The organism is Paracoccus sp. J56 (assembly GCF_019633685.1).
Taxonomy (GTDB): Bacteria; Pseudomonadota; Alphaproteobacteria; order Rhodobacterales; family Rhodobacteraceae; genus Paracoccus; species Paracoccus kondratievae.
Genome location: NZ_JAFL01000008.1, coordinates 41,052 through 67,583 on the forward strand (window position 1 = coordinate 41,052; position 26,532 = coordinate 67,583).

General features: G+C 61.7%; 27 protein-coding genes. 11 read left to right on the forward strand and 16 right to left on the reverse strand.

Annotated features, from left to right (window positions below; all coding sequences use genetic code 11):
- Positions 1-27 precede the first annotated feature (27 nt).
- Positions 28-1,311, reverse strand: coding sequence for a serine hydroxymethyltransferase (glyA, locus tag M511_RS07575; RefSeq protein WP_010395948.1), 1,284 nt, complete (start codon positions 1,309-1,311; stop codon positions 28-30).
- Between the two features lie 143 nt (positions 1,312-1,454).
- Between glyA and M511_RS07580 the strand changes: the two genes are divergently transcribed.
- Together M511_RS07580 and M511_RS07585 are read left to right on the forward strand one after the other, a co-directional pair.
- Positions 1,455-2,204, forward strand: a complete 750-nt coding sequence (locus tag M511_RS07580; protein ID WP_010395950.1) for an NAD kinase — start codon at positions 1,455-1,457, stop codon at positions 2,202-2,204.
- 49 nt (positions 2,205-2,253) lie between these two features.
- The gene (locus tag M511_RS07585; protein ID WP_010395952.1) at positions 2,254-3,849 is read left to right on the forward strand and encodes a peptide chain release factor 3; all 1,596 of its coding nucleotides are present in this window, start codon (positions 2,254-2,256) and stop codon (positions 3,847-3,849) included.
- A 41-nt stretch (positions 3,850-3,890) separates the two neighbouring features.
- Here the strand turns inward: M511_RS07585 and M511_RS07590 are convergent, their stop codons facing one another.
- Together M511_RS07590 and M511_RS07595 are read right to left on the reverse strand one after the other, a co-directional pair.
- A complete protein-coding gene (locus M511_RS07590) occupies positions 3,891-5,198 on the reverse strand; it encodes an MFS transporter (RefSeq protein ID WP_085501836.1) in 1,308 nt (435 codons plus the stop codon).
- Positions 5,199-5,453: 255 nt separating this feature from the next.
- Complete coding sequence (locus tag M511_RS07595) at positions 5,454-5,876, reverse strand: OsmC family protein (protein WP_085501837.1); 423 nt, start codon at positions 5,874-5,876, stop codon at positions 5,454-5,456.
- A 105-nt stretch (positions 5,877-5,981) separates the two neighbouring features.
- Between M511_RS07595 and M511_RS07600 the strand changes: the two genes are divergently transcribed.
- Together M511_RS07600 and copM are read left to right on the forward strand one after the other, a co-directional pair.
- Positions 5,982-6,875, forward strand: coding sequence for a DMT family transporter (locus M511_RS07600; RefSeq protein WP_010395960.1), 894 nt, complete (start codon positions 5,982-5,984; stop codon positions 6,873-6,875).
- Positions 6,876-6,943: 68 nt separating this feature from the next.
- Complete coding sequence (copM, locus tag M511_RS07605) at positions 6,944-7,303, forward strand: CopM family metallochaperone (protein WP_085501838.1); 360 nt, start codon at positions 6,944-6,946, stop codon at positions 7,301-7,303.
- A gap of 90 nt (positions 7,304-7,393) precedes the next feature.
- Here the strand turns inward: copM and M511_RS07610 are convergent, their stop codons facing one another.
- Entirely contained in the window at positions 7,394-8,530 is a 1,137-nt protein-coding gene (locus M511_RS07610; protein ID WP_085501839.1) for a deoxyguanosinetriphosphate triphosphohydrolase, read from the reverse strand.
- Positions 8,531-8,605: 75 nt separating this feature from the next.
- Between M511_RS07610 and M511_RS07615 the strand changes: the two genes are divergently transcribed.
- On the forward strand, positions 8,606-8,941 hold the full coding sequence (locus tag M511_RS07615; protein ID WP_010395967.1) for a HesB/IscA family protein: 336 nt from the start codon (positions 8,606-8,608) through the stop codon (positions 8,939-8,941).
- Positions 8,942-8,979: 38 nt separating this feature from the next.
- Positions 8,980-9,765: an exodeoxyribonuclease III gene (xth, locus tag M511_RS07620; RefSeq protein WP_085501840.1), complete on the forward strand. Its 786-nt coding sequence runs from the start codon at positions 8,980-8,982 to the stop codon at positions 9,763-9,765.
- A gap of 80 nt (positions 9,766-9,845) precedes the next feature.
- Here the strand turns inward: xth and M511_RS07625 are convergent, their stop codons facing one another.
- From M511_RS07625 to M511_RS07635, 3 genes are read right to left on the reverse strand one after another with little or no spacing between them, the layout of a single operon-like run.
- Complete coding sequence (locus tag M511_RS07625) at positions 9,846-10,184, reverse strand: hypothetical protein (RefSeq protein WP_010395971.1); 339 nt, start codon at positions 10,182-10,184, stop codon at positions 9,846-9,848.
- On the reverse strand, positions 10,184-10,321 hold the full coding sequence (locus M511_RS07630) for a hypothetical protein (RefSeq protein ID WP_010395973.1): 138 nt from the start codon (positions 10,319-10,321) through the stop codon (positions 10,184-10,186). The genes M511_RS07625 and M511_RS07630 overlap by 1 nt, the downstream gene beginning before the upstream one ends.
- Positions 10,322-12,175, reverse strand: coding sequence for an extracellular solute-binding protein (locus M511_RS07635; protein ID WP_010395975.1), 1,854 nt, complete (start codon positions 12,173-12,175; stop codon positions 10,322-10,324).
- On the opposite strand from M511_RS07635, the gene M511_RS07640 reads away from it, so the two are divergent.
- Together M511_RS07640 and M511_RS07645 are read left to right on the forward strand one after the other, a co-directional pair.
- Complete coding sequence (locus tag M511_RS07640; protein ID WP_176224523.1) at positions 12,075-12,335, forward strand: hypothetical protein; 261 nt, start codon at positions 12,075-12,077, stop codon at positions 12,333-12,335. The genes M511_RS07635 and M511_RS07640 overlap by 101 nt on opposite strands.
- A 125-nt stretch (positions 12,336-12,460) precedes the next feature.
- The gene (locus M511_RS07645; RefSeq protein WP_029371988.1) at positions 12,461-13,243 is read left to right on the forward strand and encodes a 3-hydroxybutyrate dehydrogenase; all 783 of its coding nucleotides are present in this window, start codon (positions 12,461-12,463) and stop codon (positions 13,241-13,243) included.
- Positions 13,244-13,290: 47 nt separating this feature from the next.
- On the opposite strand, the gene thyX is transcribed toward M511_RS07645, so the two are convergent.
- Positions 13,291-14,196 carry an FAD-dependent thymidylate synthase gene (gene thyX, locus M511_RS07650; RefSeq protein WP_085501841.1) on the reverse strand — a complete coding sequence of 302 codons (906 nt, stop codon included), beginning with the start codon at positions 14,194-14,196 and terminating at the stop codon, positions 13,291-13,293.
- A gap of 189 nt (positions 14,197-14,385) precedes the next feature.
- Here thyX and M511_RS07655 point away from each other — a divergent pair, with 189 nt between their 5' ends.
- On the forward strand, positions 14,386-14,814 hold the full coding sequence (locus M511_RS07655; RefSeq protein WP_010395985.1) for a VOC family protein: 429 nt from the start codon (positions 14,386-14,388) through the stop codon (positions 14,812-14,814).
- Between the two features lie 72 nt (positions 14,815-14,886).
- Here the strand turns inward: M511_RS07655 and M511_RS07660 are convergent, their stop codons facing one another.
- Positions 14,887-15,399: a MarR family winged helix-turn-helix transcriptional regulator gene (locus tag M511_RS07660; protein ID WP_240547564.1), complete on the reverse strand. Its 513-nt coding sequence runs from the start codon at positions 15,397-15,399 to the stop codon at positions 14,887-14,889.
- Between the two features lie 91 nt (positions 15,400-15,490).
- A complete protein-coding gene (locus M511_RS07665) occupies positions 15,491-15,736 on the reverse strand; it encodes an FAD assembly factor SdhE (RefSeq protein ID WP_010395989.1) in 246 nt (81 codons plus the stop codon).
- A 106-nt stretch (positions 15,737-15,842) separates the two neighbouring features.
- Here M511_RS07665 and M511_RS07670 point away from each other — a divergent pair, with 106 nt between their 5' ends.
- Positions 15,843-17,045 carry a pyridoxal phosphate-dependent aminotransferase gene (locus tag M511_RS07670; protein WP_085501843.1) on the forward strand — a complete coding sequence of 401 codons (1,203 nt, stop codon included), beginning with the start codon at positions 15,843-15,845 and terminating at the stop codon, positions 17,043-17,045.
- Positions 17,046-17,090: 45 nt separating this feature from the next.
- Here the strand turns inward: M511_RS07670 and aspA are convergent, their stop codons facing one another.
- The 3 genes from aspA to M511_RS07685 all read right to left on the reverse strand — a co-directional run bounded on the left by aspA (position 17,091) and on the right by M511_RS07685 (position 20,089).
- The gene (gene aspA / locus M511_RS07675; RefSeq protein ID WP_085501899.1) at positions 17,091-18,497 is read right to left on the reverse strand and encodes an aspartate ammonia-lyase; all 1,407 of its coding nucleotides are present in this window, start codon (positions 18,495-18,497) and stop codon (positions 17,091-17,093) included.
- Positions 18,498-18,652: 155 nt separating this feature from the next.
- Positions 18,653-19,549 (reverse strand): LysR family transcriptional regulator, encoded by an 897-nt coding sequence (locus tag M511_RS07680; RefSeq protein WP_085501844.1) that lies wholly within the window; start codon positions 19,547-19,549, stop codon positions 18,653-18,655.
- Between the two features lie 75 nt (positions 19,550-19,624).
- Positions 19,625-20,089 carry an Lrp/AsnC family transcriptional regulator gene (locus tag M511_RS07685; RefSeq protein WP_010395998.1) on the reverse strand — a complete coding sequence of 155 codons (465 nt, stop codon included), beginning with the start codon at positions 20,087-20,089 and terminating at the stop codon, positions 19,625-19,627.
- A 110-nt stretch (positions 20,090-20,199) separates the two neighbouring features.
- On the opposite strand from M511_RS07685, the gene putA reads away from it, so the two are divergent.
- The gene (gene putA, locus M511_RS07690; RefSeq protein ID WP_176224525.1) at positions 20,200-23,625 is read left to right on the forward strand and encodes a bifunctional proline dehydrogenase/L-glutamate gamma-semialdehyde dehydrogenase PutA; all 3,426 of its coding nucleotides are present in this window, start codon (positions 20,200-20,202) and stop codon (positions 23,623-23,625) included.
- A 35-nt stretch (positions 23,626-23,660) separates the two neighbouring features.
- Here the strand turns inward: putA and M511_RS07695 are convergent, their stop codons facing one another.
- Genes M511_RS07695 through fabB form a run of 3 tightly spaced genes read right to left on the reverse strand, consistent with a single transcriptional unit; the run spans position 23,661 to position 26,531 of the window.
- Positions 23,661-24,494 (reverse strand): alpha/beta fold hydrolase, encoded by an 834-nt coding sequence (locus tag M511_RS07695; RefSeq protein ID WP_085501845.1) that lies wholly within the window; start codon positions 24,492-24,494, stop codon positions 23,661-23,663.
- A complete protein-coding gene (locus M511_RS07700) occupies positions 24,494-25,282 on the reverse strand; it encodes an enoyl-ACP reductase FabI (RefSeq protein WP_085501846.1) in 789 nt (262 codons plus the stop codon). The genes M511_RS07695 and M511_RS07700 overlap by 1 nt, the downstream gene beginning before the upstream one ends.
- Positions 25,283-25,301: 19 nt before the next feature.
- Complete coding sequence (gene fabB, locus M511_RS07705) at positions 25,302-26,531, reverse strand: beta-ketoacyl-ACP synthase I (RefSeq protein WP_010396005.1); 1,230 nt, start codon at positions 26,529-26,531, stop codon at positions 25,302-25,304.
- Between the last annotated feature and the right edge of the window lies 1 nt (position 26,532).

Sequence of the window (26,532 nt, forward strand, 5' to 3'; positions counted from 1 at the left end):
GGCTGTCTGTCCCGCGCAGCGTTGCGATCACAGGCCTTCGTAAAGGGGGAAGCGGGCGCAGAGCTCGGTCACCTCGGCCTTGACGCGGGCCTCGACCTCGGCGTTGCCCTCTTCGCCATTTGCGGCCAGGCCATCGACCACTTCGACGATCCAGCGGGCGATCTGGCGGAACTCTTCTTCCTTGAAGCCGCGCGTGGTGCCAGCCGGTGCGCCCAGCCGGATGCCCGATGTCACGAAGGGTTTTTCGGGATCAAAGGGCACGCCGTTCTTGTTGCAGGTGATATGCGCGCGACCCAATGCCGCCTCGGTCGCCTTGCCGGTCACGCCTTTGGGGCGCAGGTCTGCAAGGCACAGGTGGTTGTCGGTACCGCCCGAGACGATGTCGATGCCGCCCTTCATCAGTTCGTCCGCCATGGCGCGGGCGTTGGCCACGACCTGAGCGGCATAGCCCTTGAACTCGGGGCGCAACGCCTCGCCGAAGGCGACGGCCTTGGCGGCGATGACATGCATCAGTGGGCCGCCCTGCAGGCCGGGGAAGACGGCCGAGTTGATCTTTTTGGCGATCTCGGCGTCATTGGTCAGGATCATGCCGCCACGCGGGCCGCGCAGGGATTTGTGGGTGGTCGTGGTCACGACATGTGCGTGGGGCAGCGGCGAGGGATGCTGGCCGCCCGCCACCAGACCGGCGATATGGGCCATGTCCACCATCAGATATGCGCCCACTTCGTCGGCGATCTTGCGGAATTCAGCCCAGTCCCAGATGCGGCTGTAGGCGGTGCCACCGGCAAGGATCAGCTTGGGCTTATGCTCATGGGCATGTTTGCGGATCTCTTCCATGTCAAGCAGCTGGTCCTGCTGGCGCACGCCGTACGAGACAACGTTGAACCATTTGCCCGACATGTTGACCGGCGACCCGTGGGTCAGGTGGCCGCCCGAGTTCAGGTCAAGCCCCATGAAAGTGTCGCCCGGCTGCAAGAGAGCCAGGAACACTGCCTGGTTCATCTGGCTGCCCGAGTTCGGCTGAACGTTGGCAAATTCGCAGCCAAACAGCTCTTTGGCGCGCTCGATGGCCAGATTCTCGACGATATCGACATATTGGCAGCCGCCATAGTAGCGCTTGCCCGGATAGCCTTCGGCGTATTTGTTGGTCAGAACCGAGCCCTGCGCTTCAAGCACCGCTTTGGAGACGATGTTTTCGGAGGCGATCAGCTCGATCTCGTCGCGCTGCCGGCCCAGTTCCTTGCGGATGGCGTCGAAAATCGAAGAGTCGCGGCTGGCGAGCGTCTCGGTGAAGAATCCGGTGTCGGTCATCTGGTCCTCATGCAAAAAGCAGGCTCGCTGGCCTTCTAACGCGTTTCATTCTGGCCCGCTAGGATGGATGCGACGCAGGGGCGGTAGATTATCCCATATGCCAAAGGGCTTGCACCCGGCACGCTGCACGCCATGATGGCCGCATGAAAATGCACTTTATCGCCTCTGGTACCGAAACCGCCGTGACCGCCGCCGAGGCGTTGTCCGAACGTTATGGTCATGTGCCGATCCGCGAGGCAGAGGTGATCGTCGCGCTTGGTGGCGACGGGCTGATGTTGTCGGTGATGCATCAGAACCGCGGGCTGCCGGTCTATGGCATGAACCGGGGCACGGTCGGCTTTCTGATGAACACCTATTCAGAAGAGGATCTGCCCGGCCGCATCAGGGCAGCCGAAGAGACGCTGATCAACCCGCTGGCCATGACCGCCGGAACCACCGACGGGCATGAGCACTGCGCACTGGCGATAAATGAGGTCAGCATGCTGCGCGCCGGACCGCAGGCGGCACGGCTGCGCATCAGCGTGAACGGCCGGGTGCGGCTGGAAGAGCTGATCTGCGATGGTGTTCTGCTATCCACGCCTGCAGGCTCGACGGCCTATAATTATTCGGCAAACGGGCCAATCCTGCCCTTGGGTTCAGGTGTGCTGGCGCTGACGGCCATCGCCGCCTTTCGCCCGCGGCGCTGGCGTGGGGCGATCCTGCCGAAAAGCGCGACAGTGCGCTTTGACGTGCTTGAACCCGACAAGCGCCCCGTGATGGCCGATGCCGATTCGCGTGGCGTCGATTCGGTCCTGTGGGTCGAGATCCGGTCCGAGAAAACGATCCGTCATCGCCTGCTGTTTGATCCCGGACACGGGCTTGAGGAACGGGTGATCCGCGAACAGTTCGTCTGACGCCCGATTCCATTTGAGACTGCGCGCGCTGCGCGGTAAAGGGCCGGACATGATGAATCGTCCTGATCTTCCCGCCGAAATCGCTCGCCGCCGCACTTTTGCGATCATTTCGCATCCCGACGCCGGCAAGACCACCCTGACCGAAAAGTTCCTGCTGTTTGGCGGGGCGATTCAGATGGCTGGTCAGGTCCGGGCCAAAGGCGAGGCGCGGCGCACGCGCTCGGACTTCATGAAAATGGAGCAGGAGCGGGGGATTTCGGTCTCGGCCTCGGCCATGTCCTTTGACTTTGACAACTGGCGCTTCAACCTGGTCGATACCCCCGGCCACAGCGATTTCTCTGAGGACACATATCGCACCCTGACTGCGGTGGACGCGGCGATCATGGTCATCGACGGCGCCAAGGGCGTCGAAAGCCAGACGCGTAAACTGTTCGAGGTTTGCCGGTTGCGCGATCTGCCCATCCTGACCTTCTGTAACAAGATGGACCGCGAAAGCCGCGACACGTTCGAGATCATCGACGAGATTCAGGAAAATCTGGCCATCGACGTCGCCCCGGCTTCATGGCCGATTGGCATGGGCCGCGACTTTATCGGCGCCTATGACCTTTTGAACGACCGGCTGGAGATCATGGACCGCGCAGACCGCAACAAGGTGGCCGAGTCGATTCAGATCAGCGGGCTCGACGATCCGAAACTGGCCGAACATGTCCCCGCCGGTCAGCTGGAAAAGCTGCGCGAAGAGCTTGAGATGGCACGTGAGCTTTTGCCCGCCTTCAATCGCCAGTCCTTCCTTGAGGGGCATATGACCCCGATCTGGTTCGGTTCTGCCATCAACAGCTTTGGTGTGCGCGAGCTGATGCGCGGCATCGGCGAATTCGGCCCTGAGCCGCAGCCGCAAGGCGCGGCTGAGCGTCAGATCGCGCCCGAGGAAAAGCCGGTGACGGGCTTTGTTTTCAAGGTTCAGGCCAATATGGACCCCAAGCACCGTGACCGGGTGGCCTTTGTCCGTCTTGCCTCGGGCCATTTCGAACGTGGGATGAAGCTTTTGCACGTCCGTTCGAAAAAGCAGATGGCGGTGTCGAACCCGGTGCTGTTTCTTGCCGCCGATCGCGAACTGGCCGAAGAGGCCTGGGCGGGCGATATCATCGGCATTCCGAACCACGGCCAGCTGCGCATCGGCGATGCGCTGACCGAGGGCGAGGCGCTGCGCTTTACCGGCATCCCCTCATTCGCGCCCGAGCTTTTGCAGGCCGTGCGCGCGGGCGACCCGATGAAGGCCAAGCATCTGGAAAAGGCGCTGATGCAATTCGCCGAAGAAGGCGCGGCCAAGGTCTTTAAACCGATGATCGGCTCGGGCTTTATCGTGGGCGTCGTCGGGGCGCTGCAATTCGAGGTGCTCGCCAGCCGGATCGAACTTGAATATGGCCTGCCGGTTCGGTTCGAGGCGACGCAGTTCACCTCGGCCCGCTGGCTTTCGGGTCCGAAAGACAAGGTCGAGGCCTTTTCGCAGACGAACAAGGGCCATATGGCGCAGGATCATGACGGCGATCTGGTCTATCTGACCCGGCTGCAATGGGACATCGACCGGGTTACCCGTGACCACCCCGAGCTTAAGCTGACCGCCACCAAGGAAATGATGGTGTAAGCGAAATCCGTGGCGACGTGGATCGCCGCCACGGTGATCTTTCAGCGCAGTTGCTTGCGCTTGGTCTCTGGCGCCCACATGATCGAAAAGATCAGCCCGATAAGCGGGAACATCGCCATGATGATCATGGTTTTGGATGCGCCCAGGACCTCAAGCGAGGTTGGCAGCAGATAAACCGCCGTAGCTGCTGATATCCGCGAGAAGGCGGCCGAGAAACCGACGCCGGTCGAACGCAGCCGGGTTTCAAAGATCTCGGCCGGATAGACGTATTCGATGTTGTTTGCCGCCGGGGCGACGAACATGTAGATCGCAAACAGCGCGACCACCACCCAGACCGGCGCCTGCGGGAACAGGCCAATCGCCAGCAGGACCGCGAACATGACCGCGAAGGTCGAGATCACGAAATGCCGCCGCGTCAGCCAGTGCAGCAGAAACAGACCAAAGATCGCGCCGAGAATTTGCACCGTATTCAGCCAGACATCGACCACTGTCGCATCATGGATCTGAAGCATCTCAAAGACCGGGCCGACAAAGGTGAAGATGGCAAAGAACGGCCCGACCTGACAGAACCAGAACAGCCCGGAATAGATGTGCTGGCGCCAATGAGGCGAGGTCAGCAGCTCGACCGGCGAGGCGTGCGATTTCTCCAGCACCACATCAGGGATGTCGTATTCGGCCCCGAAATGTTTGGTGACCACTGCGCGGGCTTCGGTGTCACGCCCCCGCGCCTTGAGCCACATCGGGGTTTCGGGCAGGCGCAGCCGCAACAAAAAGGTGATCAGCGCCGGTACCGCGCTGGTCGCCAAAAGAAAGCGCCAGTCATCGCCCTTGTAAAGATTGCCGATGATAAAGGCGGCGGTAAAACCGACCTGCCACCCGACCGAGAAACAGCCCAGCAGCACGCCACGCCCTTTGCGGCGCGAGAACTCGGCCAGAACCGAGGTTCCGACGGCGTATTCCACCCCGATCGCCAGTCCCAGGGCCAGCCGCAGCGCCACCAGCTGCCAGACCTCGACCACCATGAGCTGCAAAAGCGACAGCACCACAAAGGCCAGCAGGTTATAGGCGAACACTGGCCGGCGGCCATATTTGTCTGCAAGGTTGCCAAAGAACATCCCACCGACGAAAACGCCTATCAGCGCGCTTGCCGCGATCAGGCCCTGGCTTAGCGCAGAAAGCGCCAGTTCTTGCTTGGCGAGCGTCAGCGAGGGGCCGACGATACCCAGAACATAGCCATCCAGGGCCGCGCCCCCCAGCGAGGCGGCAACGGCGATGATGTGAATGGGCTTCAGCGGCGCCTCGTCCAGACTGCGCAGCCGGGGGCCTCCGTTCTCGGCGAATTGTTTCATGCAGTTCCTCCTGCTCCTCTTACCCCGCCCGAGACCGGCAGCTCGCAGCCGGGATAGATCGGGAAGGGTGCCTCCGCGGCAGAGGATGCATTGCGCCAAGGCAGCAGCAAGGGGGGAAGCGGGCAATATCAGCCTTAGGATACCGTGGGTTGCGACACCTGCCCGGATGAATTGCGACAAGGGGCCTTTTGCATGGAATATGCCGCCGCCCGTAAAGCACAGGCGGTGGCGTAACGCGATTCTGTACGGTCGTTCTCAGACCACAGTGACGTCCATCGTCACCTCGGCATTCAATACCTTGCTGACGGGGCAGCCTTTTTCGGCCCTGCGGGCGCATTCCTCGATCACTGCCTTGTCGCCGTCGCCGCGGATTCTGGTGTTCAGATGCGCAGTCTTGATCGAAAAGCCGTCGCCATCCTTGGCCAAGCCGATTTCCGAGGTGGTCTCGATCTTCACATTGGTGATGCCCGCTTCTTGCAGGATCAGGGACAGCGCCATGCTGAAACAGGCGGCATGAGCCGCGCCGATCAGTTCTTCGGGGTTGGTGCCGGGCAGCCCCTCAAAGCGGGTGTTAAAGCCATAGGGCTGGCTGCTCAGCGCACCGGATTTGGTCGATACTGCGCCCTTGCCGTCCTTGAGCGCGCCCTCCCATACTGCTGAACCGGAATTGACAATCATCGCCGTTCTCCTTTCTGCCGTGACCTGCCGACAGAATGCGCAATCCCTTGCGCGGGTTCAATCGCCAGCCTATCCCGCCACAAGGAATGGGAGAGGAAAAACCGCATGCCGGTGCATGAACTTGCCGCTTTGGGCGCTGCGGCCTGCTGGGCGATTACCGGCATCCTGTCGCAATCGGCGGCCCAGGCGCTGGGACCGTTCGGCTTTAACCGCCTGCGTCAGGGCATGGTCGCGATCATGCTGGCGGTTATTGTCATTGCTACCGGGCGGCTGGGCGGGATCGCTTTCGGGGATCTGTGGCGGCTTTCCTTGTCGGGCGTGGTCGGCATTTTTCTGGGCGATACACTGCTTTACGTGACGCTGATCCGGCTTGGTCCAAGGCGCTCGGGGGCGCTGTTTGCACTGAACGCGCCTATGGCGGCACTGATGGGCTGGCTTGCTCTTGGCGAGTCTCTCTCTCCCTTGGCGATGCTTGGCGTCGTGCTCTCGACGGCTGGTGTTGCCATGGCGGTGCTGGGCCGGCCTGGGCGATCGGGCGCGCACCGGTTCGAGACGATCGAGGGTTCGGTCTGGATCGCTACCGGTTACGGGCTGCTGGCGGCGGCGGGGCAGGCGCTTGGCTCGCTGATCGCGCGGCCGGTCATGGCATCGGGCTTTGACCCCTATGTGGCCTCTCTGGTGCGGGTTTCGATCGCGGTCGCCTGCCTTATTCTGCTCATGGCGCTGCCGATCGCCGAATTAAAGCCCCGCAATAAGCCGACACCACGCGTGCTGCTGCTGACTGCGCTCTCAGGGCTGATCGCTATGGTCATTGGCATGACGCTGCTGATGTTTGCGCTGCAGGGGGGCAAGGTCGGCATCGTCTCAACGCTTTCCGCGCTGTCGCCAGTCCTGATCCTGCCGGTACTTTGGGCGATGACAGGGGCGCGACCCTCGCCGACCTCATGGGCGGGGGCTGTGATGGCGGTCATGGGTATGGCGCTGATCTTTCTTTCCTGACGGGGATGTCATTAGCTGGTGGATGCGGTGCCCGGCTTCCATCAGCGCCGCCTTACGGAGAAAGCACCATGCGTTTTGTTACCTTTATTGCAACCACTCTGATCGCCCTGCCTGCCATCGCACAAGAGGCCGCGACCATGGACCATTCCGGCCATGGTGCCGTCACGAGTTCCTCGACCGTCGACTATGAACAGGCGATGGAGCGGATGCACGTCGATATGATGATTGAATATACGGGTGACGCTGATGTCGATTTCATGCGCGGTATGATCCCGCATCATCAGGGTGCCGTAGACATGGCGAAGGTCGTACTGGAGCAAGGCAAGGACCCCGAGGTCCGCAAACTTGCCGAAGAGGTCATCCGCACCCAAGAGGCTGAAATCGAGCAGATGCAGAAATGGCTGCAAGAGCACGACAAGGCTGAATAAACCTGATTCTTTTGTGTCCAAATATCCTGGGGGAACTGATCTGGCCCCCGTCGAGGGGGCCGGATCAGCGGGGGCAAAGCCCCCATCCCCTTAGCCCAACAGACGCTGCGCCTCGTGAATGGCGAAACGGTCGGTCATGCCAGCGACATAGTCCAGGACCACCCGGGCACGGCCGGTCTCGTCCCTTGCACCATCGGCTGCCTCGCTCCAGGTCTGCGGCATCTTTGACGGATCGTTCAGGAACAGCGGGAACAGCCCGTTCAGCATCTCTGTAACCCGCTTGCGTTCGGTCACCACCGATGGCGCGCGGTACATGCGCTGGAACAGGAACAGCTTGATCGCCTTGAGGTTCTGGTACAGCGGCTTTGAAAAGCGGATGATCGGCCCCTCCATATCACGGATTTCCTGCACATTTCCTGGCTGCAGGCTGGCAAGACGGTTCTGGGCGACCGCGATTACATCCTCGACCATGACGCCAAAGACGCGGCGCAAGGCCTCGTGCCGGCGCCGCATGGTCTCAAGCCCCGGGTGCAGACGGTCTACTTCGGCAAAGGCTTCGCCGATAACCGGCAGTGCTGCCAGGTCCTCTTCGGTAAACAGCCCTGCACGCAGCCCGTCATGCAGGTCATGATGGTTATAGGCGACATCATCGGCGACGGCTGCGACCTGTGCCTCGGCGCTGGCATTGCTATGCAGCTCAAGATCCCATTCTTCGTTCACCTCGGCCAGCGCATAGGGCAGGGGACTGGAGACCGGGCCGTTGTGTTTGGCGATGCCTTCAAGGCTTTCCCAGGTCAGGTTCAGCCCATCGAAATCGGCGTAATGACGTTCAAGCCTGGTCACGATGCGCAGCGCCTGAGCATTATGGTCAAAGCCGCCATAAGGGGCCATCAGCGCCGCCAAAGCGTCCTCGCCCGTGTGGCCAAAAGGCGGGTGGCCCAGGTCATGGGCCAGCGCCACGGTCTCGGCCAGATCGGTATTCAGCCCCAGCGCCCCGGCAATCGTGCGGGCGACCTGGGCGACCTCGATCGTATGGGTCAGGCGGGTGCGGTAATAATCGCCCTCATGTTCCACAAAGACCTGAGTCTTGTGCTTAAGGCGGCGAAAGGCGCTAGAGTGGATGATACGGTCGCGGTCCCGCTGCCAGGGACTACGAAAGGTGGACATGCGCTCGGGCCAGCGGCGGCCACGGCTTTCTTCGGGCTGGCAAGCATAAGGTGCCGTCATCTGATCCTGCGTTTCTTGCGAGACTGCGGTCCAGACCCTATATTCCACAGCGAAAGACGGAAACGGGAACGCCCCATGAACAATGGCTTAAACCTGCCCCCTAAGGTTACCGAACGCGCCTTTGCCCGGCTGGCCGAAATCAATGGTGACGGCCCGGTGCGCCCCTTGCGGGTCGCCGTCGCGGGCGGCGGCTGTTCGGGGTTTCAGTATGACATCCGCCTGGACGACGTGGCCGAGGATGATCTGATCCTCAGCAACGGCGGCCAGGCCGTGGTTGTCGATCCGGTCTCGTTGCCCTTTCTTGCCGGGGCGACCATCGACTTTACGGATGAGCTGATCGGTGCGCGCTTTACCATCGACAACCCCAACGCCAGCTCGTCCTGTGGCTGCGGCACCTCTTTCTCGATCTGATCTGGCGCGCGGACGGGCAGGCGGCTAGTCTTGCCCGTATGAAAATCGCGACCTTCAACATCAATGGCGTCCGCGCCCGTATCGAGACCCTGACCGGTTGGCTGGCCGCAGCCCAGCCCGACGTCGTCGTCCTGCAGGAGATCAAGACCCAGGACGAAGGTTTTCCGCATGAGCCGATCGCCGATCTTGGCTACAACATCGAAACCCACGGGCAGAAGGGTTTCAACGGCGTCGCTATCCTCTCCAGGCTGCCGCTTGAGGATGTGAGCCGCGGCCTGCCCGGCGATGACGGTGATGAGCAGGCCCGCTATATTGAGGCGACGGTTGTCGGCCGTGATGCCCTGCGCATTGCGGGGCTCTACCTGCCGAACGGCAACCCTCAGCCGGGACCCAAGTTTGATTACAAGCTGGCGTGGATGCAGCGGCTGCACGACCGGGCAAGGGCGCTGCTGAAGTCCGAGATGCCGGTGGCGATGATGGGTGACTATAACGTCATCCCCGAGCCACGCGATGCGGCCTTCCCCGAAAAATGGGTCGACGACGCGCTGTTTCAGCCCGAAAGCCGGGCGGCCCTGCGCCGCATCATCCATGACGGCTGGATCGAAGCGGTACGGCTGCATCATCACGGCAGCCAGCGCGGCCCGTTCACTTTTTGGGATTATCAGGCCGGTGCCTGGCAAAAGGACAACGGCATCCGCATCGATCATGTGCTGTTGTCGCCCGAGGCCGCTGATCTGCTGATAGATGTCGGCATCGACCGCGATGAGCGGGCAAAGGAAAAGCCCAGCGACCACGTTCCGGTCTGGGTCGATCTGAACCTGTAAAGGCCACACCCGCAGGAAAGGGCGGGGATCACCTGCCCTGCATGCCCCCTTGGCACGGGTTCCCGTGGACGGCGATTGCTTTAGTCGCCGTCGTCAGGCACCTCGTCATCATCGCCAAAGCGGGCGTCGTCGTCAAATTCGTCTTCGCCCTCACCAACATATTTCGAGGACAATCTGATCGAATGATTGTCATGGATCGGGTCCATCACGATATCTGCCGGGATCTCTCCCGCCAGCCATTCGCGGATTTCGTCCTTGGTCTCGTCGACGTCCTGTTCCGTGACCCTGGCGATATAGGTTATGAAGGCACGCTGATCGCCGTCGATCTCTTCCAGGTCGCCTTCATCGGCCTCGGGCCATTTTTCAACGATGGCGTCGAAAAAGGCGGGCCAGTTATCGCGGACATGTGCCCATTTCATCAGTAGCCCCCTCCACCACCGAAGCTGCCCTGAACCAGACGCGACGCGCCGGTGATATCTTCGCCTATGCCGGCAACGGTATTGCACGCCGTCAGTCCAAGAAGGGTCAGGACAACAACGATTCGACTAAGTCTCATTTACTTTACCTCCTGCCACCAGGTTTCTGGCATAAAGCCGGGCCAGTCACCGTAAAGCGGCGTCTTTTCAGGATAATCCAGATCGGCGCGATGGGCCAAGCGGGAAATCCGTGAATAGCTGACCGGGATGACATAACGTCCGGCGGTTAAGACACGGTCAAGCGCCCTCACCGCGGCGAGATAATCCTCGCGCGAGCGGGCCTGACCCATTTCGGCGATCATCGCCTCGGCGGCGGGCGAATCCATGCCCATCCAGTTCTTGCTGCCTGTCGTCGTCACCCCGTCGCGGCCCCAATACAGCCGCTGCTCATTGCCCGGCGACAGTGACAGGCCGCGCTCATACCAGGTCATGTCGAACTGGTAATTGTTGGTCCGCTCGACATATTGCGCGGCATCGAGTTGGGTGACGCGTGGGTGAATACCCAGATTGCGCAGCGACTGGACAAAGATATCGACGATCTGACGGGTCTCGGCGGCGGTGCGCATGGCGCTGCCGGACTGGTTCAGCAAGATCTCAAAGCTGAACGGGCGGCCCTGCGCGTCACGCAGCTCGCCATCTTGCACGGTCCAGCCCGCCTCGGCCAAAAGCTCAAGCGCGGCGCGGATCCCCTTGCGGTCGATGGCCCGCTCACCCCCTTCGGGCAGGGCATAGCCTCCGATCGTGCCGGGGGGCAGGTCGTTGGCAAAGGGGGCCAGCAACTCGGCCTCGCGGCCAGAAGCGGGACCGGGTTCCATCGCCAATTCCGAGTTTGAGAAATAGCTGGTGATACGAGGGTCCTTGCCGCCGCTAAGCGTCATATTGATGAAGCGGTAGTTAAAGGCTTCGATCATCGCTTGCCGCACCCGCCAGTCGGCGAATAGCGGATTGCGGGTGTTCATCACCAGACCAATGATGCCCGAGGGCCGGCCATGGGTGATTTCGGATTTCACGATCCGGCCGTCGCGCATGGCAGGAAAATCAAAGTTCTTTTCCCAGCGTGCCGCGACCAGCTCGCGCCAGACGTCGATCTCGCCAGCCTTGAAAGCCTCGAACATGGCTGAGGCGTCGCCGAAATAGTCGTAACGGATGGTGTCGAAATTGTTCATGCCGCGGGTCACCGGCAGATCGCGTGCCCAGTAGTCGGGGTTGCGGCGCAGTGTGATCGCGCGACCCGGATCAACCTTGTCGATGATATAGGGGCCCGAGCCGATGGGGGCCATCAGGCTGGACTGACCAAAGTCGCGCCCCTCCCATTGCGCCTTTTTCAGTATCGGGCGCATGCCCATCAGCATTACAAGCTCACGATCCGGGGTATTGAAGGTAAAGCGGACCGAGCGCGGGCCAGTCTGCTCCATCTTTTCGACCTTTGACCAGACGACGGTGTAGCGCGGATGCCCTTTGGTCCCCAGCGTCTCATATGACCACATCACATCTTCGATAGTGACCGGAGAACCGTCCGAAAAACGCGCTTCGGGACGCAGAGTGAACTCAACCCAGCTGCGTTCATCATCGGTTTCGACTGTTTCAGCAAGCAGTCCGTAAAGCGTGAAGGGCTCGTCCAGCGAACGCATCATCAGCGGCTCGGCCACGATTCCCGGCTGGGTAAACAGGGGCCAGACCGGGTTGCCCATCAGGATCCACGGGTTCAGCGAATCGAAAGTGCCCGTCTCGGCCAGGCGAATCGTCCCGCCTTTTGGCGCCTCGGGGTTGACGTAAGGCAGATGAGGAAAGCCCGGTTCAAGCGCAGGTTCTCCATACATTGCAATGGCATGCATGGGTTCGGCAGCACTTGCCAGCGGCATGCATGCAACACCCAGACAAAGCGCGATTCGCCGCCAGATCGCGGATTCGTTAGCAAATTTGAAGAATCGCATGCTCGATTGCCCTGATTTCCGGGTCGGTGATCTTGTTAAGCCCGAGATTAACCGGCTGTTCACCGCGACGCAAACTTACGCCTTGGACTCAGAAGGCGAAAAGCGTATAGATAAGGCACTGCTCGATAGGTTTCTTGCCTGTATGAAACCTGCCTCATGACTTGCGCCCGCCTAGTGCGGGCGCTTTTTTTCCTGGGCCTTTCGACCGCTGCTCCTGCTCTTGTGTGGGGCAGGCTTTTTGCCCATGCTGCCGCCAGATTTTGGTTCATGTGGCAGGAGACGGCGATGTTCGAGAAATTCCTTGGCGGCAAGACGGCGGTGGTAACCGGCTCGAATTCGGGAATCGGCCTTGGCATCGCCCATGAACTGGCGCGGGCTGGTGCGGATGTCGTTCTGAACAGCTTTACCGATGCGCCCGAGGATCATGCGCTTGCCGAAAGCATGGCACGTGAACATGGTGTCAAGGTGCGCTATATTCAGGCTGACATGTCAAAGGGGGCCGATTGCCGCGCGCTGATCGAAAAGGCGGGGACCTGCGATATCCTGGTGAATAATGCGGGCATCCAGCATGTTGCGCCGATCCCAGATTTTCCGGCCGGGAAGTGGGATGCGATCATCGCCATCAACTTAAGCTCGGCCTTTCATACCACTGCGGCGGCGCTGCCGCTGATGCGCAAGGCCGGGTGGGGGCGGGTGATCAATATCGCCTCGGCCCACGGCCTGACCGCGAGCGAGTATAAATCGGCTTATGTTGCGGCCAAACATGGTGTCGTCGGTCTGACCAAGGTCACGGCGCTTGAGACGGCGAAAGAGCCGATCACCTGCAACGCGATTTGCCCGGGCTATGTTCTGACCCCGATCGTGGAAAAGCAGATCCCGGACCAGATGAAGACCCATAACATGAGCCGTGAGGATGTGATCGCCAAGGTCATGTTGCAGCGCCAGCCTTCGGGGCAATTCGCCACAGTCGAGCAAATGGGTGGTACCGCAGTGTTCCTGTGCTCGCCCGCAGCGGATCAGATCACCGGGACGACCATTTCGGTCGATGGTGGCTGGACGGCGCTGTAAGCTGGAATTATGGGGCGGCCCGACCGCCCCATAATTTGATCGGGGCCTTAGCCCCAAACCGCCTCAAACTCGCGCCACTCGCCCTTGCTCATGCCGCTGTTTTCCTGGGTCACCGTCTCGCCGGCGAGGCGGCGTTTCAAAACCTCGACGCCTTTCGCGGATAGCTGGACGGCACCCAGACGGTAATCCTCGAACGCGGCATAGGCATGGGGGACCCAGTCGCGGACGATGTTACAAATCACCTCGGCATAGGCGCGAATTTCATATTGTGCATGGGCGTCGGCGCGCAGACGCAGGAAGTGGAACAGGTTGTGCAGGTCCACCTTCCAATACCATTGCGTATAGACATTGGCGGGCAGATTCATGCGCGCCAGTTCACGGGCCAGACCCTGCTGACCTTCCTGGCTCAGCATCTGTTCGTAATGGTCATAGGCGCGCATCGCGTCCTCGCGCAGCAGGTCAAGCACGCGCGCAGCCTCATCCCCTTCCAGCACCTGACCCCGGCCCTGATTGTTCACTGTCGATTGCGCCGCCAGATGCTCGGGGGCGGGAATGTAGAACTCACGGTCAAGAATCGAATAGCGCGCCGAATATTCGTTTACGTTGGCAGTACGGTGGCGAATCCATTGACGGGCGACAAAGACCGGCAGCTTGACGTGAAACTTGACCTCGCACATCTCGAAGGGGGTCGAATGCCAGTGCCGCATCAGATAGCGGATCAGCCCTTCGTCATTCGACACCGATTTCGTGCCCCGGCCATAGCTGACCCGCGCCGCCTGGGTGATGGCGGAATCGTCGCCCATATAGTCGATGACACGCACAAGGCCGTGGTCCAGAACCTCATGGGCCTTGTAAAGATGCTGCTCCATCCCCTCGGAAACCGCACGCAGGGTGGGGCTGGGATTTGCACGCTGCTCGTCGATCTGGGCCTGTTGTTCGGGGGTGATGGGCATGGCGGAATCCTCGGCTGATTAAGCATATCTTGTGGCATTACCCGCCGCTACATTCAACAGTTTGTGTCGGCCGTTTGCCGGGGCAGGCTGCCGCAGGCGTTGCAGATACGGGCGTGAAATGTCACTCTGCCGGCGATGGGGCGCCATGACTTGCGCCCGCCAGGCACATCCTGACAGGAGGAAACTACGATGAAGATTCGATATCTGCACACTATGGTGCGGGTGCTGGACCTTGAAAAGAGCATGGCGTTTTTCAAGCTGCTGGGGCTTGAGGAAACCCGGCGCATCGAAAACGAAAACGGGCGTTTTACGCTGGTCTTCATGGCACCGCCCGGCCAGCCCGAATGTCCGGTCGAGCTGACTTGGAACTGGGACGGTGATGAGGGGCTACCGTCGGACAGCCGTCACTTTGGTCATCTCGCCTATCGCGTCGAGAATATCTATGAGATTTGCCAGAAACTGATGGATGCCGGCGTTGCCATCAACCGCCCGCCGCGCGACGGGCACATGGCCTTTGTCCGCAGCCCCGACAATGTCTCGATCGAGCTGTTGCAGGAGGGTGAGCATTTACCCCCGCAAGAACCTTGGGCCAGCATGGAAAATACCGGCCACTGGTAAGACGCGCAAAGACGCAGGGGGTACAAACCCGCCCGTCTGCCACGTGCGATCCCGGGTAGGGATCAGCAGGGATCAATAGATATAGCGGATCTGTTCGGTCCAGAAACGTTCGACCCGCCGCCATTGCAGGTTCACCGCCTCAAGCGGCGGGTCATCAAGCACGCCGGACATCTCCAGTCCCTCAGCGTGGCGCATAAAGAGCTGTGCCACGCAATCGTGCACCTCTTGCCCCGCCGGGGTCAGGCGGATCCGGACTGATCGGCGGTCCATCTCACAACGCTCGTGGTGCAGATACCCCAGCTCGACCAGCTTCTTGAGATTATAGGATACGTTTGAGCCCTGATACATGCCGCGCGACCGCAACTCGCCCGCCGTCACCTCGGCCGTACCAAGATTATAGATCAGCAATGCCTGCACCGGCGTCAGTTCTGACCGGCCCAACCGCTCGAACTCATCCTTGATGAGGTCGAGCAAAAGCCGGTGCAGTCGTTCCAGCACCTGCAGGCTTTCCAGATAAGCCTCGATCCGGCCATTCCGCGGCGGGGCCTGCGGGGCGGGGACCATTCGGGCAGATCTGTGTTGCATGGGCGATTTCCGTTCATGGCCTTGTTTGGGCCAAGATGGCGCAGATTTGCCAATCTTCGGTTAACCGCCGGCAGGTTCGCTAAAATTGCCGCTATTTCTTTACCAGCCGCTCTGCGGCAAAGCGCGCCACGCGGTTCAGCATCGGCACCAGCGCCTCGGGCCCGGCCTGCCGGCCCGAGAGTCGCGCCGTGATCCAGGGGTAAAGATCCTGGTCATTTTCATCGAGCAGCGTTTCGTAGAGATCAAGCTCGGGGTCGTTCATCCCCTCAAGCTCGCTGTCCGAAAAGGGGCCAAGGATCAGATCCATCTCTTTGGTGCCCCGCCGCCAGCTGCGCATCCGCAGCCTTTTCAGCCTTGTCTGTCTGTCGTCCACGCTCGCCCCCGGCTTGCCTGTCTGCGGGGGCGGGCCTATGACAGGACAGCCCAGCCGCAGGATGAGTTCGATGAGCCTTTTGTCCCAGACGCTTGCCCGCGTCAAACCCTCGCCCACTATTGCCATCACGGGCCGCGCGCGCGAACTTGCCGCCGAAGGCCGTGATATCATCAGCCTCTCTGCAGGCGAACCTGATTTCGACACCCCGGCCCATATTCGCGAGGCAGCCAAGGCCGCGATCGACGCCGGCCACACTCGCTATACCGCAGTCGATGGTATCCCCGAACTGAAGCGTGCGATCTGTGACAAGTTCGCGCGGGAAAACGGGCTTGATTACAAGCCCTCGCAGGTCACCGTTGGCACCGGCGGCAAGCAGATCCTATATAACGCCCTGATGGCGACGCTGAACCCGGGGGATGAGGTTATCATCCCCGCGCCCTATTGGGTCAGCTATCCAGATATGGTGCTGTTGGCCGGGGGGACGCCGGTCGTTATCGAGGGGGCGATGCAGAACGGCTATCGCATCACCCCCGAGCAGCTTGAGGCGGCGATCACACCGCGGACGAAATGGGTGATTCTGAATTCGCCTTCGAACCCGACCGGTGCGGGCTATGGCAAAGATCACCTGCGCGGCCTTGCCGATGTCCTGATGCGCCACCCGCATGTCTGGATACTGTCGGACGATATTTATGAGCATCTGGTCTTTGACGACTTCCGCTTTGTCACGCCTGCACAGGTCGAGCCGGGGCTGAAGTCGCGCACGTTGACCATGAACGGCGTTTCAAAAGCCTATGCGATGACCGGCTGGCGCATCGGTTATGGTGCGGGACCCGAAGAGCTGATCCGCGCCATGGCCAAGCTGCAGTCGCAATCGACGTCGAACCCCTGTTCGATCAGCCAGTATGCGGCACTGGCCGCGTTGGAGGGGCCACAGGATTACATCAACGAAAGTCGCGCCGTCTTTCAGCGCCGCCGCGATCTGGTCGTCGCGGGGCTGAATGCCTGCCCCGGCATTGATTGCCCGGTGCCGCAGGGGGCATTCTATGTCTACCCCTCGATTGCGGCATTGATCGGCAAGACCTCGGCCGCTGGTACGGTGATCGTGGATGATGAGGCTTTTGCCACGGCGCTGCTGGATGAGACCGGGGTTGCGGTCGTCTTTGGCGCGGCCTTTGGGCTGTCGCCGCATTTCCGTATCTCTTACGCGACCTCGGATGAGTTGCTGGCAGACGCCTGCGCGCGTATCAAGCGTTTCTGCGAAGGCTTGCGCTGAAAACGGCGGCGGGGCAGGAACCCCGCCGCCCTGTCACAAGACCGGTCAGGCCACGAAAAGCTGGGGTTTCGTCAGGCTTTCGGGGCGCAGGATCGCGTCCAGTCGCTCTTTGGGCAACAGACCCTTTTCCAATACCAGCTCATAAACGCCGCGGCCGGTCAGATGCGCCTCGGTTGCGACCTCGGTTGCGGCGGCATAGCCGATATAGGGGTTCAGTGCCGTGACAATCCCGATCGAGCGGCGCACGGTTTCCTTGAGCACGTCGCGATTGGCGGTGATGCCGCGGACGCAGTTATGTTCCAGCGTCTGACAGGCCGCGATCAGATGGCTGACCGAACGGAACATGCTGTAGGCGATCACCGGCTCAAAGGCATTCAGCTGCAATTGCCCGCCCTCGGCCGCCATGGTGATGGTCATGTCATTGCCGATCACCTCGAAACAGACCTGATTGACGACCTCGGGGATGACCGGGTTCACCTTGCCGGGCATGATCGATGAGCCGGCCTGTTTCGCAGGCAGGTTGATTTCGTTGAACCCGGCGCGCGGCCCGGATGAGAGCAGCCGCAGGTCGTTGCAGATCTTGCTGAGCTTGACCGCCACGCGTTTCAGCACACCGGATACCTGTACAAAAGCGCCGCAATCCTGCGTTGCCTCGACCAGATCGGGGGCGGTGACCACTGGGATCACGGTGATTTCCGCCAGCCGTGCCCTTACCCGTTCGGCATATTCGGGGTGAGTGGTGATGCCGGTTCCGATGGCCGTAGCGCCAAGGTTGATCTCGCAAACGAGGCTTGCTGCTTCGGCAAGGCGGGCCTCATCCTCTCCGATGGTGATGGCAAAGGCGTTGAATTCCTGCCCCAGTGTCATTGGCACCGCCTCTTGTAGCTGGGTGCGGCCCATCTTGAGGATATCAGAGAACTCGGCGCCTTTTTCGGCAAAGGCCCCACGCAACGAGGCCAAAGCCGCGATTACATTTTGCAACCCACGCCACGAGGCCAGCCGCAATGCCGTCGGATAGACGTCATTGGTGGACTGGCTCATGTTCACATGTTCGTTCGGGTGCAGATATTGGTATTCGCCCTTGGCATGGCCCATGATTTCAAGGGCGCGGTTGGCGATCACTTCATTGGCATTCATATTGGTCGAGGTCCCGGCCCCGCCCTGAATCTGATCGACCACGAACTGATCGTGCAGCTTGCCGGCGCGGATTTCTTCGCAGGCTGCGACGATGGCGTCGCGGCGCTCGGGCGAAAGCAGACCCAGATCGGCATTGGCCAGCGCCGCCGCTTGCTTGATCGCGGCAAGGGCCCGGATCAGCTCGGGAATTTCACCGATCGGCCTGCCCGAGATCGGGAAGTTCTCGACGGCGCGCAAGGTGTGGACGCCCCAATAGGCCTCGGCAGGCACCTCGCGATCGCCAAGCAGGTCGTGTTCGATGCGGGTTTTTTTCATGTTCACCTCGGGCGCAGGCACCCGGCCCGCCAAGGCGGTTCCGGCGCGATGCGCATTTCTGTCGGATATGTTGCTATGACAGGGCGTGACGCGCCCCTGTGTGTTCAAGATTTAGGCAGGATCAACAGCGTTTTCCAATGCCAAGTCGCGCTGGGTTATTCTGTTTCTGCATAACCCTCGCCAAGCTCACGCGCGGCCTGCCACACCCGGCCGGTAATCCCGCGCCCGCGGGCGGCATTGCGGTAAAGGCGGATCTCCATCGGCAGTTCGGGGGCGACGACTTCCAGGCGGCTGGTCTCGATTTCGCTTTCGACCAGCCGGCGGGGCAGCCAGACCACGCCGTGACCAGCGACGGCCATGCTTTTCATCGCCTCGGCCATGCTCGCTTCATCGGTATGGGCGACATAGACTTTGGGCGCGCCGGGTTGGGTCAGCGCGATCCGGGCCATGGCGTTCAGAAACGAGCCGCGCGAATATTTCAGCATCGGCATGCCCTCGGTCAGCCATTCCTCGGGCCAGCCGGGGCGGGCGACGGCGACAAGGCTGTCCTGACCGACGACCAGATGCGGAAAGCCCTCTGGGTCCAGCGGGATGTTCACCTGTGGGTGGGCATAGGTCAGGAAAAAATCATAACCGCCCTCGGTCAGGGCCTCGATGCAGCGGTCAAAGTTTTCGGGCTTGACGCGGCTGGTCATCTGGCCGGCCGCTGCCTTTAGCCGCATCAGCCAGCTGGGCAGAAAGGTCACGGTCAGACTGTGCAGCGCCACAAATGAAATCTCTCTGCCATGACTGCGGGTGTGATCCCGAAACTCGGCGCGGCGGGCGTTGATCATGCGCACGGCCTCTTCGGCGGTTTCGCGAAACAGCACACCTTCCGGGGTCAGGGTCACCGGATAGCTTTCGCGTGACAAAAGGTCCGTTCCCAGCCATTCCTCAAGTGCACGGATGCGGCGGCTAAAGGCGCTTTGCGTCACCCCGCGCAACTCGGCCGAGCGCGAGAAGCTGTGCGTTTCGGCCAGAACCAGAAAATCCTCAAGCCATTTGAAATCCATGCGCCCCCCTTTTGCCCGCTTTAGCCGAGCCCTCGCCAGCGCGCCACGACAAAGGCGGCTGCGGGTGCTGCGGGGTCAGATCTCGGTCCAGTTCTGCTCGACCACCGCCTCCATCGAAACATAGCTGTTCGTTGCGTGCAGATGCGGCAGGGTCGAGATGTGCTGGGCAAGGATCCGGCGATAATCGGTCATATCGCGCGAACGGACCTTGATCAGATAATCAAAGCCTCCGGCGATCATGTAGCACTCTTCGACCTCAGGGATGGCGCGGACGGCGGCGTTGAAGCGCTCCAGCGCCGGCTGCCGGGTATCGGACAACCGTACCTCGACATAGGTGACGTGCGTGAGGCCCAGCTTGAGCGGAGAGAGGATGGCGCGATAGCCCGTGATCAGCCCCATTTCCTCAAGCTGGCGGATGCGCAGCGCCACCGGTGTCTTGCTAAGCCCGACCTTGCGCGCCAGCTCGGTGATGGGAATACGGGCATTTGCCACCAGCTCTTGCAGGATCTTGCGATTGGTGGCGTCGAGCGCTTCTTCCATGGTCCAGATATGGCCTGATCTTCGTGACGATTGGCTATGAAGATGGCATAATATGGTCACATGGTCTAGCTCATTGCCGCTATCAGGGCCTTGTCTTGCAGGAGAATGCCATGCCCGTTCCGTCCCGTTCCGCTGATCTGCCCCTTTCTGCCCTAGACCTTGAGGCAAAGTTCCAGCCCGAGGCCGCGCTTTTGCAGCGCCTCAGTGCCGAGGCGGCGCTTTCGGATGCTCAACGTGCCGCGATCACGGCCCGGGCTGCTGATCTGGTGCGCCGGATCCGGTCCGAGGCGAAACCGACTCTGATGGAGCATTTTCTGGCCGAATACGGCCTTTCGACGCGTGAAGGCGTGGCGCTGATGTGTCTGGCCGAGGCGATGCTGCGCGTCCCGGACCGCCAGACCATCGACGCGCTGATCGAGGACAAGATCGCGCCCTCGGACTGGGGCAAACATCTGGGCGAGGCGTCCTCATCGCTGGTCAATGCCTCGACCTGGGCGCTGATGCTGACGGGCAAGGTGCTGGACGACGATCAGGGCGGCATCGCTGGCACTTTGCGTGGGGCCATCCGCAGGCTGGGCGAACCGGTGATCCGCGCCGCCGTCGGCCGGGCGATGAAAGAGATGGGGCGGCAGTTCGTGCTGGGTCAGACCATCGAGGCGGCGCTTGAACGTGCCGCGCAGCGCGAGGCGCAGGGCTTTACCTACAGCTATGACATGCTGGGCGAGGCGGCGATGACCGGTGCGGATGCGGCGCGCTATGCCCGGGACTATTCCGATGCCATCGCGGCGATTGCCAAGGCCTGCACCAAAGGGTCGGTGCAGATGAACCCCGGCATCTCGATCAAGCTGTCGGCGCTGCATCCACGTTACGAGGTTGCGCAAGAGGCCCGGGTCATGGCCGAACTGGTGCCGGTGGTGCTGTCACTTGCCCGGCAGGCCAAGGCTGCTGGCATGGGCATGAACATCGACGCCGAAGAGCAGGACCGGCTGGTCCTGTCCCTGAAAGTGATCGAGGCGGTGCTGTCCGACCCCTCGCTTGCCGGCTGGGACGGGTTCGGCGTCGTGGTTCAGGCCTATGGCAAACGCGCCGGTCAGGTGATCGACTGGCTGCATGCTTTGGCTGAAAGGCTGGATCGCCGCATCATGGTCCGGCTGGTCAAGGGCGCATACTGGGACAGCGAGATCAAGCGCGCTCAGGTCGAGGGGCTGCCGGGCTTTCCGCTGTTCACCACCAAGGTTGCAACCGATGTCAGCTATATCGCCAATGCCCGTAAGCTGATCGGCTATGCCGACCGCATCTATCCGCAATTCGCCACCCATAACGCCCATACCGTGGCCGCGATCCTTGAAATGGTCGGCGATATCGAATTTGAGTTCCAGCGCCTGCATGGCATGGGTGAACGTCTGCATGACATTGTTTTGCGCGATCACAACGGTCGTTGCCGTATCTATGCGCCGGTCGGGGCGCATCGCGACCTGTTGGCCTATCTGGTCCGCCGCCTGCTGGAGAATGGCGCCAACAGCAGCTTTGTGCATCAGATCGTGGATGAGGCGGTTACGCCCGAAGAGGTCGCGCGTGATCCGCTTGAGGCATTGGCCTCGGCGCAGCCTCCTGCCGGGCTGGTGGCACCTGATGCACTGTTTGGCGCGACGCGTCCCAACTCGCAGGGGTTTGACCTTAGCGATGAAACAACGCTCGCCCGGATCGAGGCCGCTCGGCAGGGCTCGCTGCCTGACGCTGCGCCGCTGACCGTCTCGCCCTCCTCGGGGCAGCGGGCAGAGGTCCTGAACCCCGCAAGTGGTGAGGTCGTTGGCCATGTGACCGAGGCGGATGCCGAAACCGTTGCGCGCGCCATCGAGGATGCCCGGATCTGGGACGCATCCGCCCCTTTCCGTGCTGAGGCTCTGCGCCGTGCCGCTGATCTTTACGAAGCGAATTTCGGCCCGATCTTTGCGGTTCTTGCGCGCGAGGCGGGCAAGACCCTGCCCGATTGTGTGGGTGAACTGCGCGAGGCGGTGGATTTCCTGCGATATTATGCCGCCGAGGGCGAGGCCCAGACCGGACGTCCGCGCGGCGTGATCGCGGCGATCAGCCCGTGGAACTTTCCGCTGGCCATTTTTACCGGCCAGATCGCGGCGGCTTTGATGGCTGGCAATGCAGTGCTGGCGAAACCGGCCGAGCAGACGCCGCTGATCGCTGCCATTGCCGTGCGCCTGCTGCATGAGGCAGGGGTGCCCAAATCTGCGCTGCAACTTCTGCCCGGTCAGGGCGGGACGGTCGGTGCGGCGCTGACCTCGGACCAGCGTATCAATGGCGTGGTCTTTACCGGCTCGACCGAGACGGCGCAGATCATCGCGCGCGCCATGGCCGAGCATATGGCCCCCGGCACACCATTGATTGCCGAGACCGGGGGACTGAACGCGATGATCGTCGATTCGACTGCCCTGCCTGAACAGGCGGTGCGCGATATCGTCGCCTCAAGCTTCCGTTCGGCGGGGCAACGTTGCTCGGCGCTGCGCTGCCTTTACGTGCAAGAGGATATCGCACCGCATCTGATCGCCATGATCAAAGGCGCCATGGATGAGCTGCGCATCGGCGATCCGTGGCGGCTTGCGACCGATGTCGGGCCGGTGATCGACGCCGAGGCACAGGCAAATATCGAGCAATATCTTGAAAGCCGCGCGAATCTCGTCCTGCATCGGGTCTGGGCGCCGAAACAGGGGCATTTTGTGGCGCCGGTGCTGCTTGGTGTCAAAGGTATCGACGATCTTGACCGTGAAATCTTTGGTCCCGTCCTGCATGTCGCAACCTTCCGCGCGGGAGAGCTGGATCAGGTGATCGCGGATATCAACCGGCGTGGTTTTGGCCTGACCTTTGGCCTGCACACCCGGATCGATTCGCGGGTGCAGGAGGTATCGGACGCGATCCATGCCGGCAATATTTACGTCAACCGTAACCAGATCGGCGCGGTGGTCGGCAGTCAGCCCTTTGGGGGCGAGGGGCTGTCGGGCACCGGCCCGAAGGCGGGCGGGCCGCTTTATCTGGGACGCTTCTTTGCGCCCGAGACCGTGAGCGCCACAGATGCGGGGCAGGGCGGAACGGCGGATCTTGGTACGCTAAGCGCCGCTTTGCGTACGGCCGGCGCAGCCCGGATCGACGAGCGGCTGATGCCCGGCCCGACCGGAGAGCTGAACCGTCTCGTTCTTCATGCCCGTGCGCCGCTGATCTGCCTTGGGCCGGGGCGCGAGGCGGTCGCGGCGCAGGTGGCGGCGGTCAGTGCACTTGGCGGTCATGCCGTGCCGGTCCATGGACATCTGCCCCCCGAGGCGCTGGAGGCGCTGCAAGGTTTCTCGGCGGTACTGTGGTGGGGCGATGCCGCCCAGGGGCGCGCCTATGCCCGTGTGCTGGCAGCGCGTAAAGGACCGATCCTGCCGTTGATTACCTCTGCACCTGATCTGGCCCATGTCGCGCATGAGCGTCATCTGTGCGTCGATACCACTGCTGCGGGCGGTAATGCCGCATTGCTGGCGGGTTAAACACGCATAGCTCCGGCCCGCGTCGGGCGGGCCGGTCAGTCCCTGCGCATTGCCTCAAGCCAGGCATGGATCGCGGTCAAAGCCTCGGGTTCATCAAGAAAGGGGATATGCGCGCGGTCGGGGACCTCGGCCCGGATCATGTCCGGACGGCGACGCTGCATTTCGTTGGCAGTATCTCTTGCCAAAAGGTCCGAATTCGCCCCCCGGATCAGTGCCAGAGGCAACCCCTGCGCCGTGTCGAACATCGGCCAAAGATCGACCTCGGGTCCCTCAAAGGCTGCCATGAACGCCTGCCGCAGTGCGGGATCGTAGTTGATGCGCAGGCCAGCGGGCGTTTCAAGATAATGGCGCTGTGCCTCTTCCAGCCAGCGGCTTGCGGGGACATTGGCAAAGCCGGGCATATTCGCGGGCAGACGCTGCGCCAGATCCTCCAGGGTTTTGGCGGCAGGGTTGCGGCCCAGATAGTCGAAAATACGGACCAGCCCTTCACGTTGCAGGACCGGACCGACATCGTTCAGACACAGGCCCAACAGCCGGTCATGCGCGGTCGCGGCCAGAAACATGCCGATGATCCCGCCCCGCGAGGTGCCGAGCACCGCCGCCCGCTCAATCCCCAGGTGATCCAGAAGGGCCAGCGCATCCCGTGCCTCTTGCAGGACGGTATAGCTGTCGCCGCCGGTCCAGTCGGAATCGCCTCGGCCCCGGTAGTCGGGCCGGATCAGCCGTACCCCGGACAGATGCGGGGCAAGATAGTCAAAGTCGCGCCCCGTCCGGGTCAGACCGGCCAGTGCCAGAACCGGCAGCCCTTCGCCTTCATCGCGATAGGCAAGCTTTGCGCCGTCCTCGGCCCGGAAAAAGCGCGGGCTCATTACAGGTTTTCCGATTGCGGCATTCCCAGAACGTGATAGCCGCCATCGACCAGCACGATTTCCCCTGTGGTGCAGGCACCCCAGTCCGAACACAGCCAGACCGCCGTGCCGCCGATCGCCTCAAGCGTCGCATTGGCGCGCAGTGGGGCGTTGGCCTCGGTGTGGCGATAGGTCTTGCGCGCGCCGCCGATCGCTGCGCCGGCCAGCGTTTTCATCGGGCCGGGGCTGATCGCGTTGACGCGGATCCCCTCGGGGCCAAGGTCATTGGCCAGATAGCGGACCGAGGATTCCAGCGCCGCCTTGGCCACCCCCATGACGTTATAGAACGGCGTGACCCGGTTCGAGCCGGCATAGGTCAGCGTGATGATCGAACCGCCGTCCTTCATCAGCGGCTGCGCGCGGCGGGCCAGATCAATCAGCGAATAACAGGAAATCGTCAGCGAGTTCTTAAAGTTGTCGCGGGTCGTATTGATAAAACGGCCAGTCAGTTCAGTCTTGTCGGAGTAGGCGATGGCGTGGATCAGAAAGTCGAGCCCACCCCAGCGCGTCTCGATCTGTCCAAAAGCGCAGTCGAGCGATTCGTCATCCAGCACGTCCACATCCATCAGGAAATCAGAACCAAGCGACTGCGCCAGCGGCTCGACCCGCTTGCCAAAGGCTTCGCCCTGATAGGTAAAGGCCAGTCCGGCACCCTCGTCAGCCAGAGCTCGCGCAATCCCCCAAGCGATAGAACGGTCATTCGCGACCCCCATGACAAGGCCGCGTTTCCCTTTCATCAATTCGCCCATGGTTTAACCTTTTCCTGATTCATTCACGATATTTGGACAACACCAGCGTGGCGTTGGTGCCGCCAAAGCCGAAACTGTTGGAAAGGACGCTGTCAAAATCGACATTGTCCATCCGTTCACGCACGACCTCGGCGGGTTGGATTTCGGGGTCGAGTTCGGTGATATTGGCCGAGGCGGCGATAAAGCCGTTCTGCATCATCAGCAGCGAATAAATCGCCTCATGCGCGCCGGTCGCGCCCAGCGAATGCCCGGTCAGGGATTTGGTAGATGAGATGGGCGGTACAGCGCCCTCGCCAAAGACGCGGCGCAGCGCCTTGACCTCGCCGACATCACCCACCGGGGTCGAGGTGCCATGCGCATTGACATAGCTGACCTGCCGCCCCTCGGGCAGGGTAGACAGTGCCAGCCGCATCGACCGCTCTCCGCCCTCGCCAGAGGGGGCAACCATGTCATAGCCGTCGCTGGTCGCGCCATAGCCCGTGACTTCGGCATAGATCTTGGCACCGCGCGCCAGCGCGTGACCCAGTTCCTCAAGCACGACGACGCCGGCGCCACCGGCAATGACAAAACCGTCGCGGGTAACGTCAAAGGGCCGGGATGCGCTTTGTGGCGTGTCGTTATATTTCGACGACATCGCCCCCATGGCGTCAAAAAGGCAGGACAGCGTCCAGTCCAGCTCTTCGCCACCACCCGCAAAGACGATGTCCTGCTTACCCATCTGGATCAACTCGGTACCATTGCCGATGCAATGGGCCGAGGTCGAGCAGGCCGAGGTGATCGAATAGTTCACACCCTTGATGCGGAACGGCGTCGCCAGACAGGCCGAATTGGTCGAGGACATGCAGCGCGTGACCATAAAGGGTCCCATACGCTTGGGCGCACCCTTTTCCAGCACGATGCGATGCGCGTCGAACAGATTCGCGGTCGACGGCCCGCCAGACCCCATGACCAGGCCGGTGCGTTCGTTCGAGACATCCTCGGGCGCAAGGCCCGCGTCCTCGATCGCCTGTTCCATGGCGATGAAGTTATAGGCGGCACCCATGCCCATAAAGCGCAGGTTGCGCTTGTCGATGTAATCCTCGACCGCGATTTGTGGCATGCCGTGGACCTGGCTGCGAAAGCCGTGCTCGGCATATTCCGGGGCAAAGACGATCCCCGACCGGCCGGTCCGCAAGCTTTCGGTGACTTCGGCGGCATTATTGCCGATGGGAGAGACGATGCCCAACCCGGTGATGACGACACGGCGCATG

Coding starts and splice junctions, on each gene's coding strand:
- glyA (WP_010395948.1), bottom strand. CDS start 1,311: ATGACCGACACCGGATTCTTCACCGAGACGCTCGCCAGCCGCGACTCT.
- M511_RS07580 (WP_010395950.1), top strand. CDS start 1,455: ATGAAAATGCACTTTATCGCCTCTGGTACCGAAACCGCCGTGACCGCC.
- M511_RS07585 (WP_010395952.1), top strand. CDS start 2,254: ATGATGAATCGTCCTGATCTTCCCGCCGAAATCGCTCGCCGCCGCACT.
- M511_RS07590 (WP_085501836.1), bottom strand. CDS start 5,198: ATGAAACAATTCGCCGAGAACGGAGGCCCCCGGCTGCGCAGTCTGGAC.
- M511_RS07595 (WP_085501837.1), bottom strand. CDS start 5,876: ATGATTGTCAATTCCGGTTCAGCAGTATGGGAGGGCGCGCTCAAGGAC.
- M511_RS07600 (WP_010395960.1), top strand. CDS start 5,982: ATGCCGGTGCATGAACTTGCCGCTTTGGGCGCTGCGGCCTGCTGGGCG.
- copM (WP_085501838.1), top strand. CDS start 6,944: ATGCGTTTTGTTACCTTTATTGCAACCACTCTGATCGCCCTGCCTGCC.
- M511_RS07610 (WP_085501839.1), bottom strand. CDS start 8,530: ATGACGGCACCTTATGCTTGCCAGCCCGAAGAAAGCCGTGGCCGCCGC.
- M511_RS07615 (WP_010395967.1), top strand. CDS start 8,606: ATGAACAATGGCTTAAACCTGCCCCCTAAGGTTACCGAACGCGCCTTT.
- xth (WP_085501840.1), top strand. CDS start 8,980: ATGAAAATCGCGACCTTCAACATCAATGGCGTCCGCGCCCGTATCGAG.
- M511_RS07625 (WP_010395971.1), bottom strand. CDS start 10,184: ATGAAATGGGCACATGTCCGCGATAACTGGCCCGCCTTTTTCGACGCC.
- M511_RS07630 (WP_010395973.1), bottom strand. CDS start 10,321: ATGAGACTTAGTCGAATCGTTGTTGTCCTGACCCTTCTTGGACTGACG.
- M511_RS07640 (WP_176224523.1), top strand. CDS start 12,075: ATGGGTTCGGCAGCACTTGCCAGCGGCATGCATGCAACACCCAGACAA.
- M511_RS07635 (WP_010395975.1), bottom strand. CDS start 12,175: ATGCGATTCTTCAAATTTGCTAACGAATCCGCGATCTGGCGGCGAATC.
- M511_RS07645 (WP_029371988.1), top strand. CDS start 12,461: ATGTTCGAGAAATTCCTTGGCGGCAAGACGGCGGTGGTAACCGGCTCG.
- thyX (WP_085501841.1), bottom strand. CDS start 14,196: ATGCCCATCACCCCCGAACAACAGGCCCAGATCGACGAGCAGCGTGCA.
- M511_RS07655 (WP_010395985.1), top strand. CDS start 14,386: ATGAAGATTCGATATCTGCACACTATGGTGCGGGTGCTGGACCTTGAA.
- M511_RS07660 (WP_240547564.1), bottom strand. CDS start 15,399: ATGCAACACAGATCTGCCCGAATGGTCCCCGCCCCGCAGGCCCCGCCG.
- M511_RS07665 (WP_010395989.1), bottom strand. CDS start 15,736: ATGCGCAGCTGGCGGCGGGGCACCAAAGAGATGGATCTGATCCTTGGC.
- M511_RS07670 (WP_085501843.1), top strand. CDS start 15,843: ATGAGCCTTTTGTCCCAGACGCTTGCCCGCGTCAAACCCTCGCCCACT.
- aspA (WP_085501899.1), bottom strand. CDS start 18,497: ATGAAAAAAACCCGCATCGAACACGACCTGCTTGGCGATCGCGAGGTG.
- M511_RS07680 (WP_085501844.1), bottom strand. CDS start 19,549: ATGGATTTCAAATGGCTTGAGGATTTTCTGGTTCTGGCCGAAACGCAC.
- M511_RS07685 (WP_010395998.1), bottom strand. CDS start 20,089: ATGGAAGAAGCGCTCGACGCCACCAATCGCAAGATCCTGCAAGAGCTG.
- putA (WP_176224525.1), top strand. CDS start 20,200: ATGCCCGTTCCGTCCCGTTCCGCTGATCTGCCCCTTTCTGCCCTAGAC.
- M511_RS07695 (WP_085501845.1), bottom strand. CDS start 24,494: ATGAGCCCGCGCTTTTTCCGGGCCGAGGACGGCGCAAAGCTTGCCTAT.
- M511_RS07700 (WP_085501846.1), bottom strand. CDS start 25,282: ATGGGCGAATTGATGAAAGGGAAACGCGGCCTTGTCATGGGGGTCGCG.
- fabB (WP_010396005.1), bottom strand. CDS start 26,531: ATGCGCCGTGTCGTCATCACCGGGTTGGGCATCGTCTCTCCCATCGGC.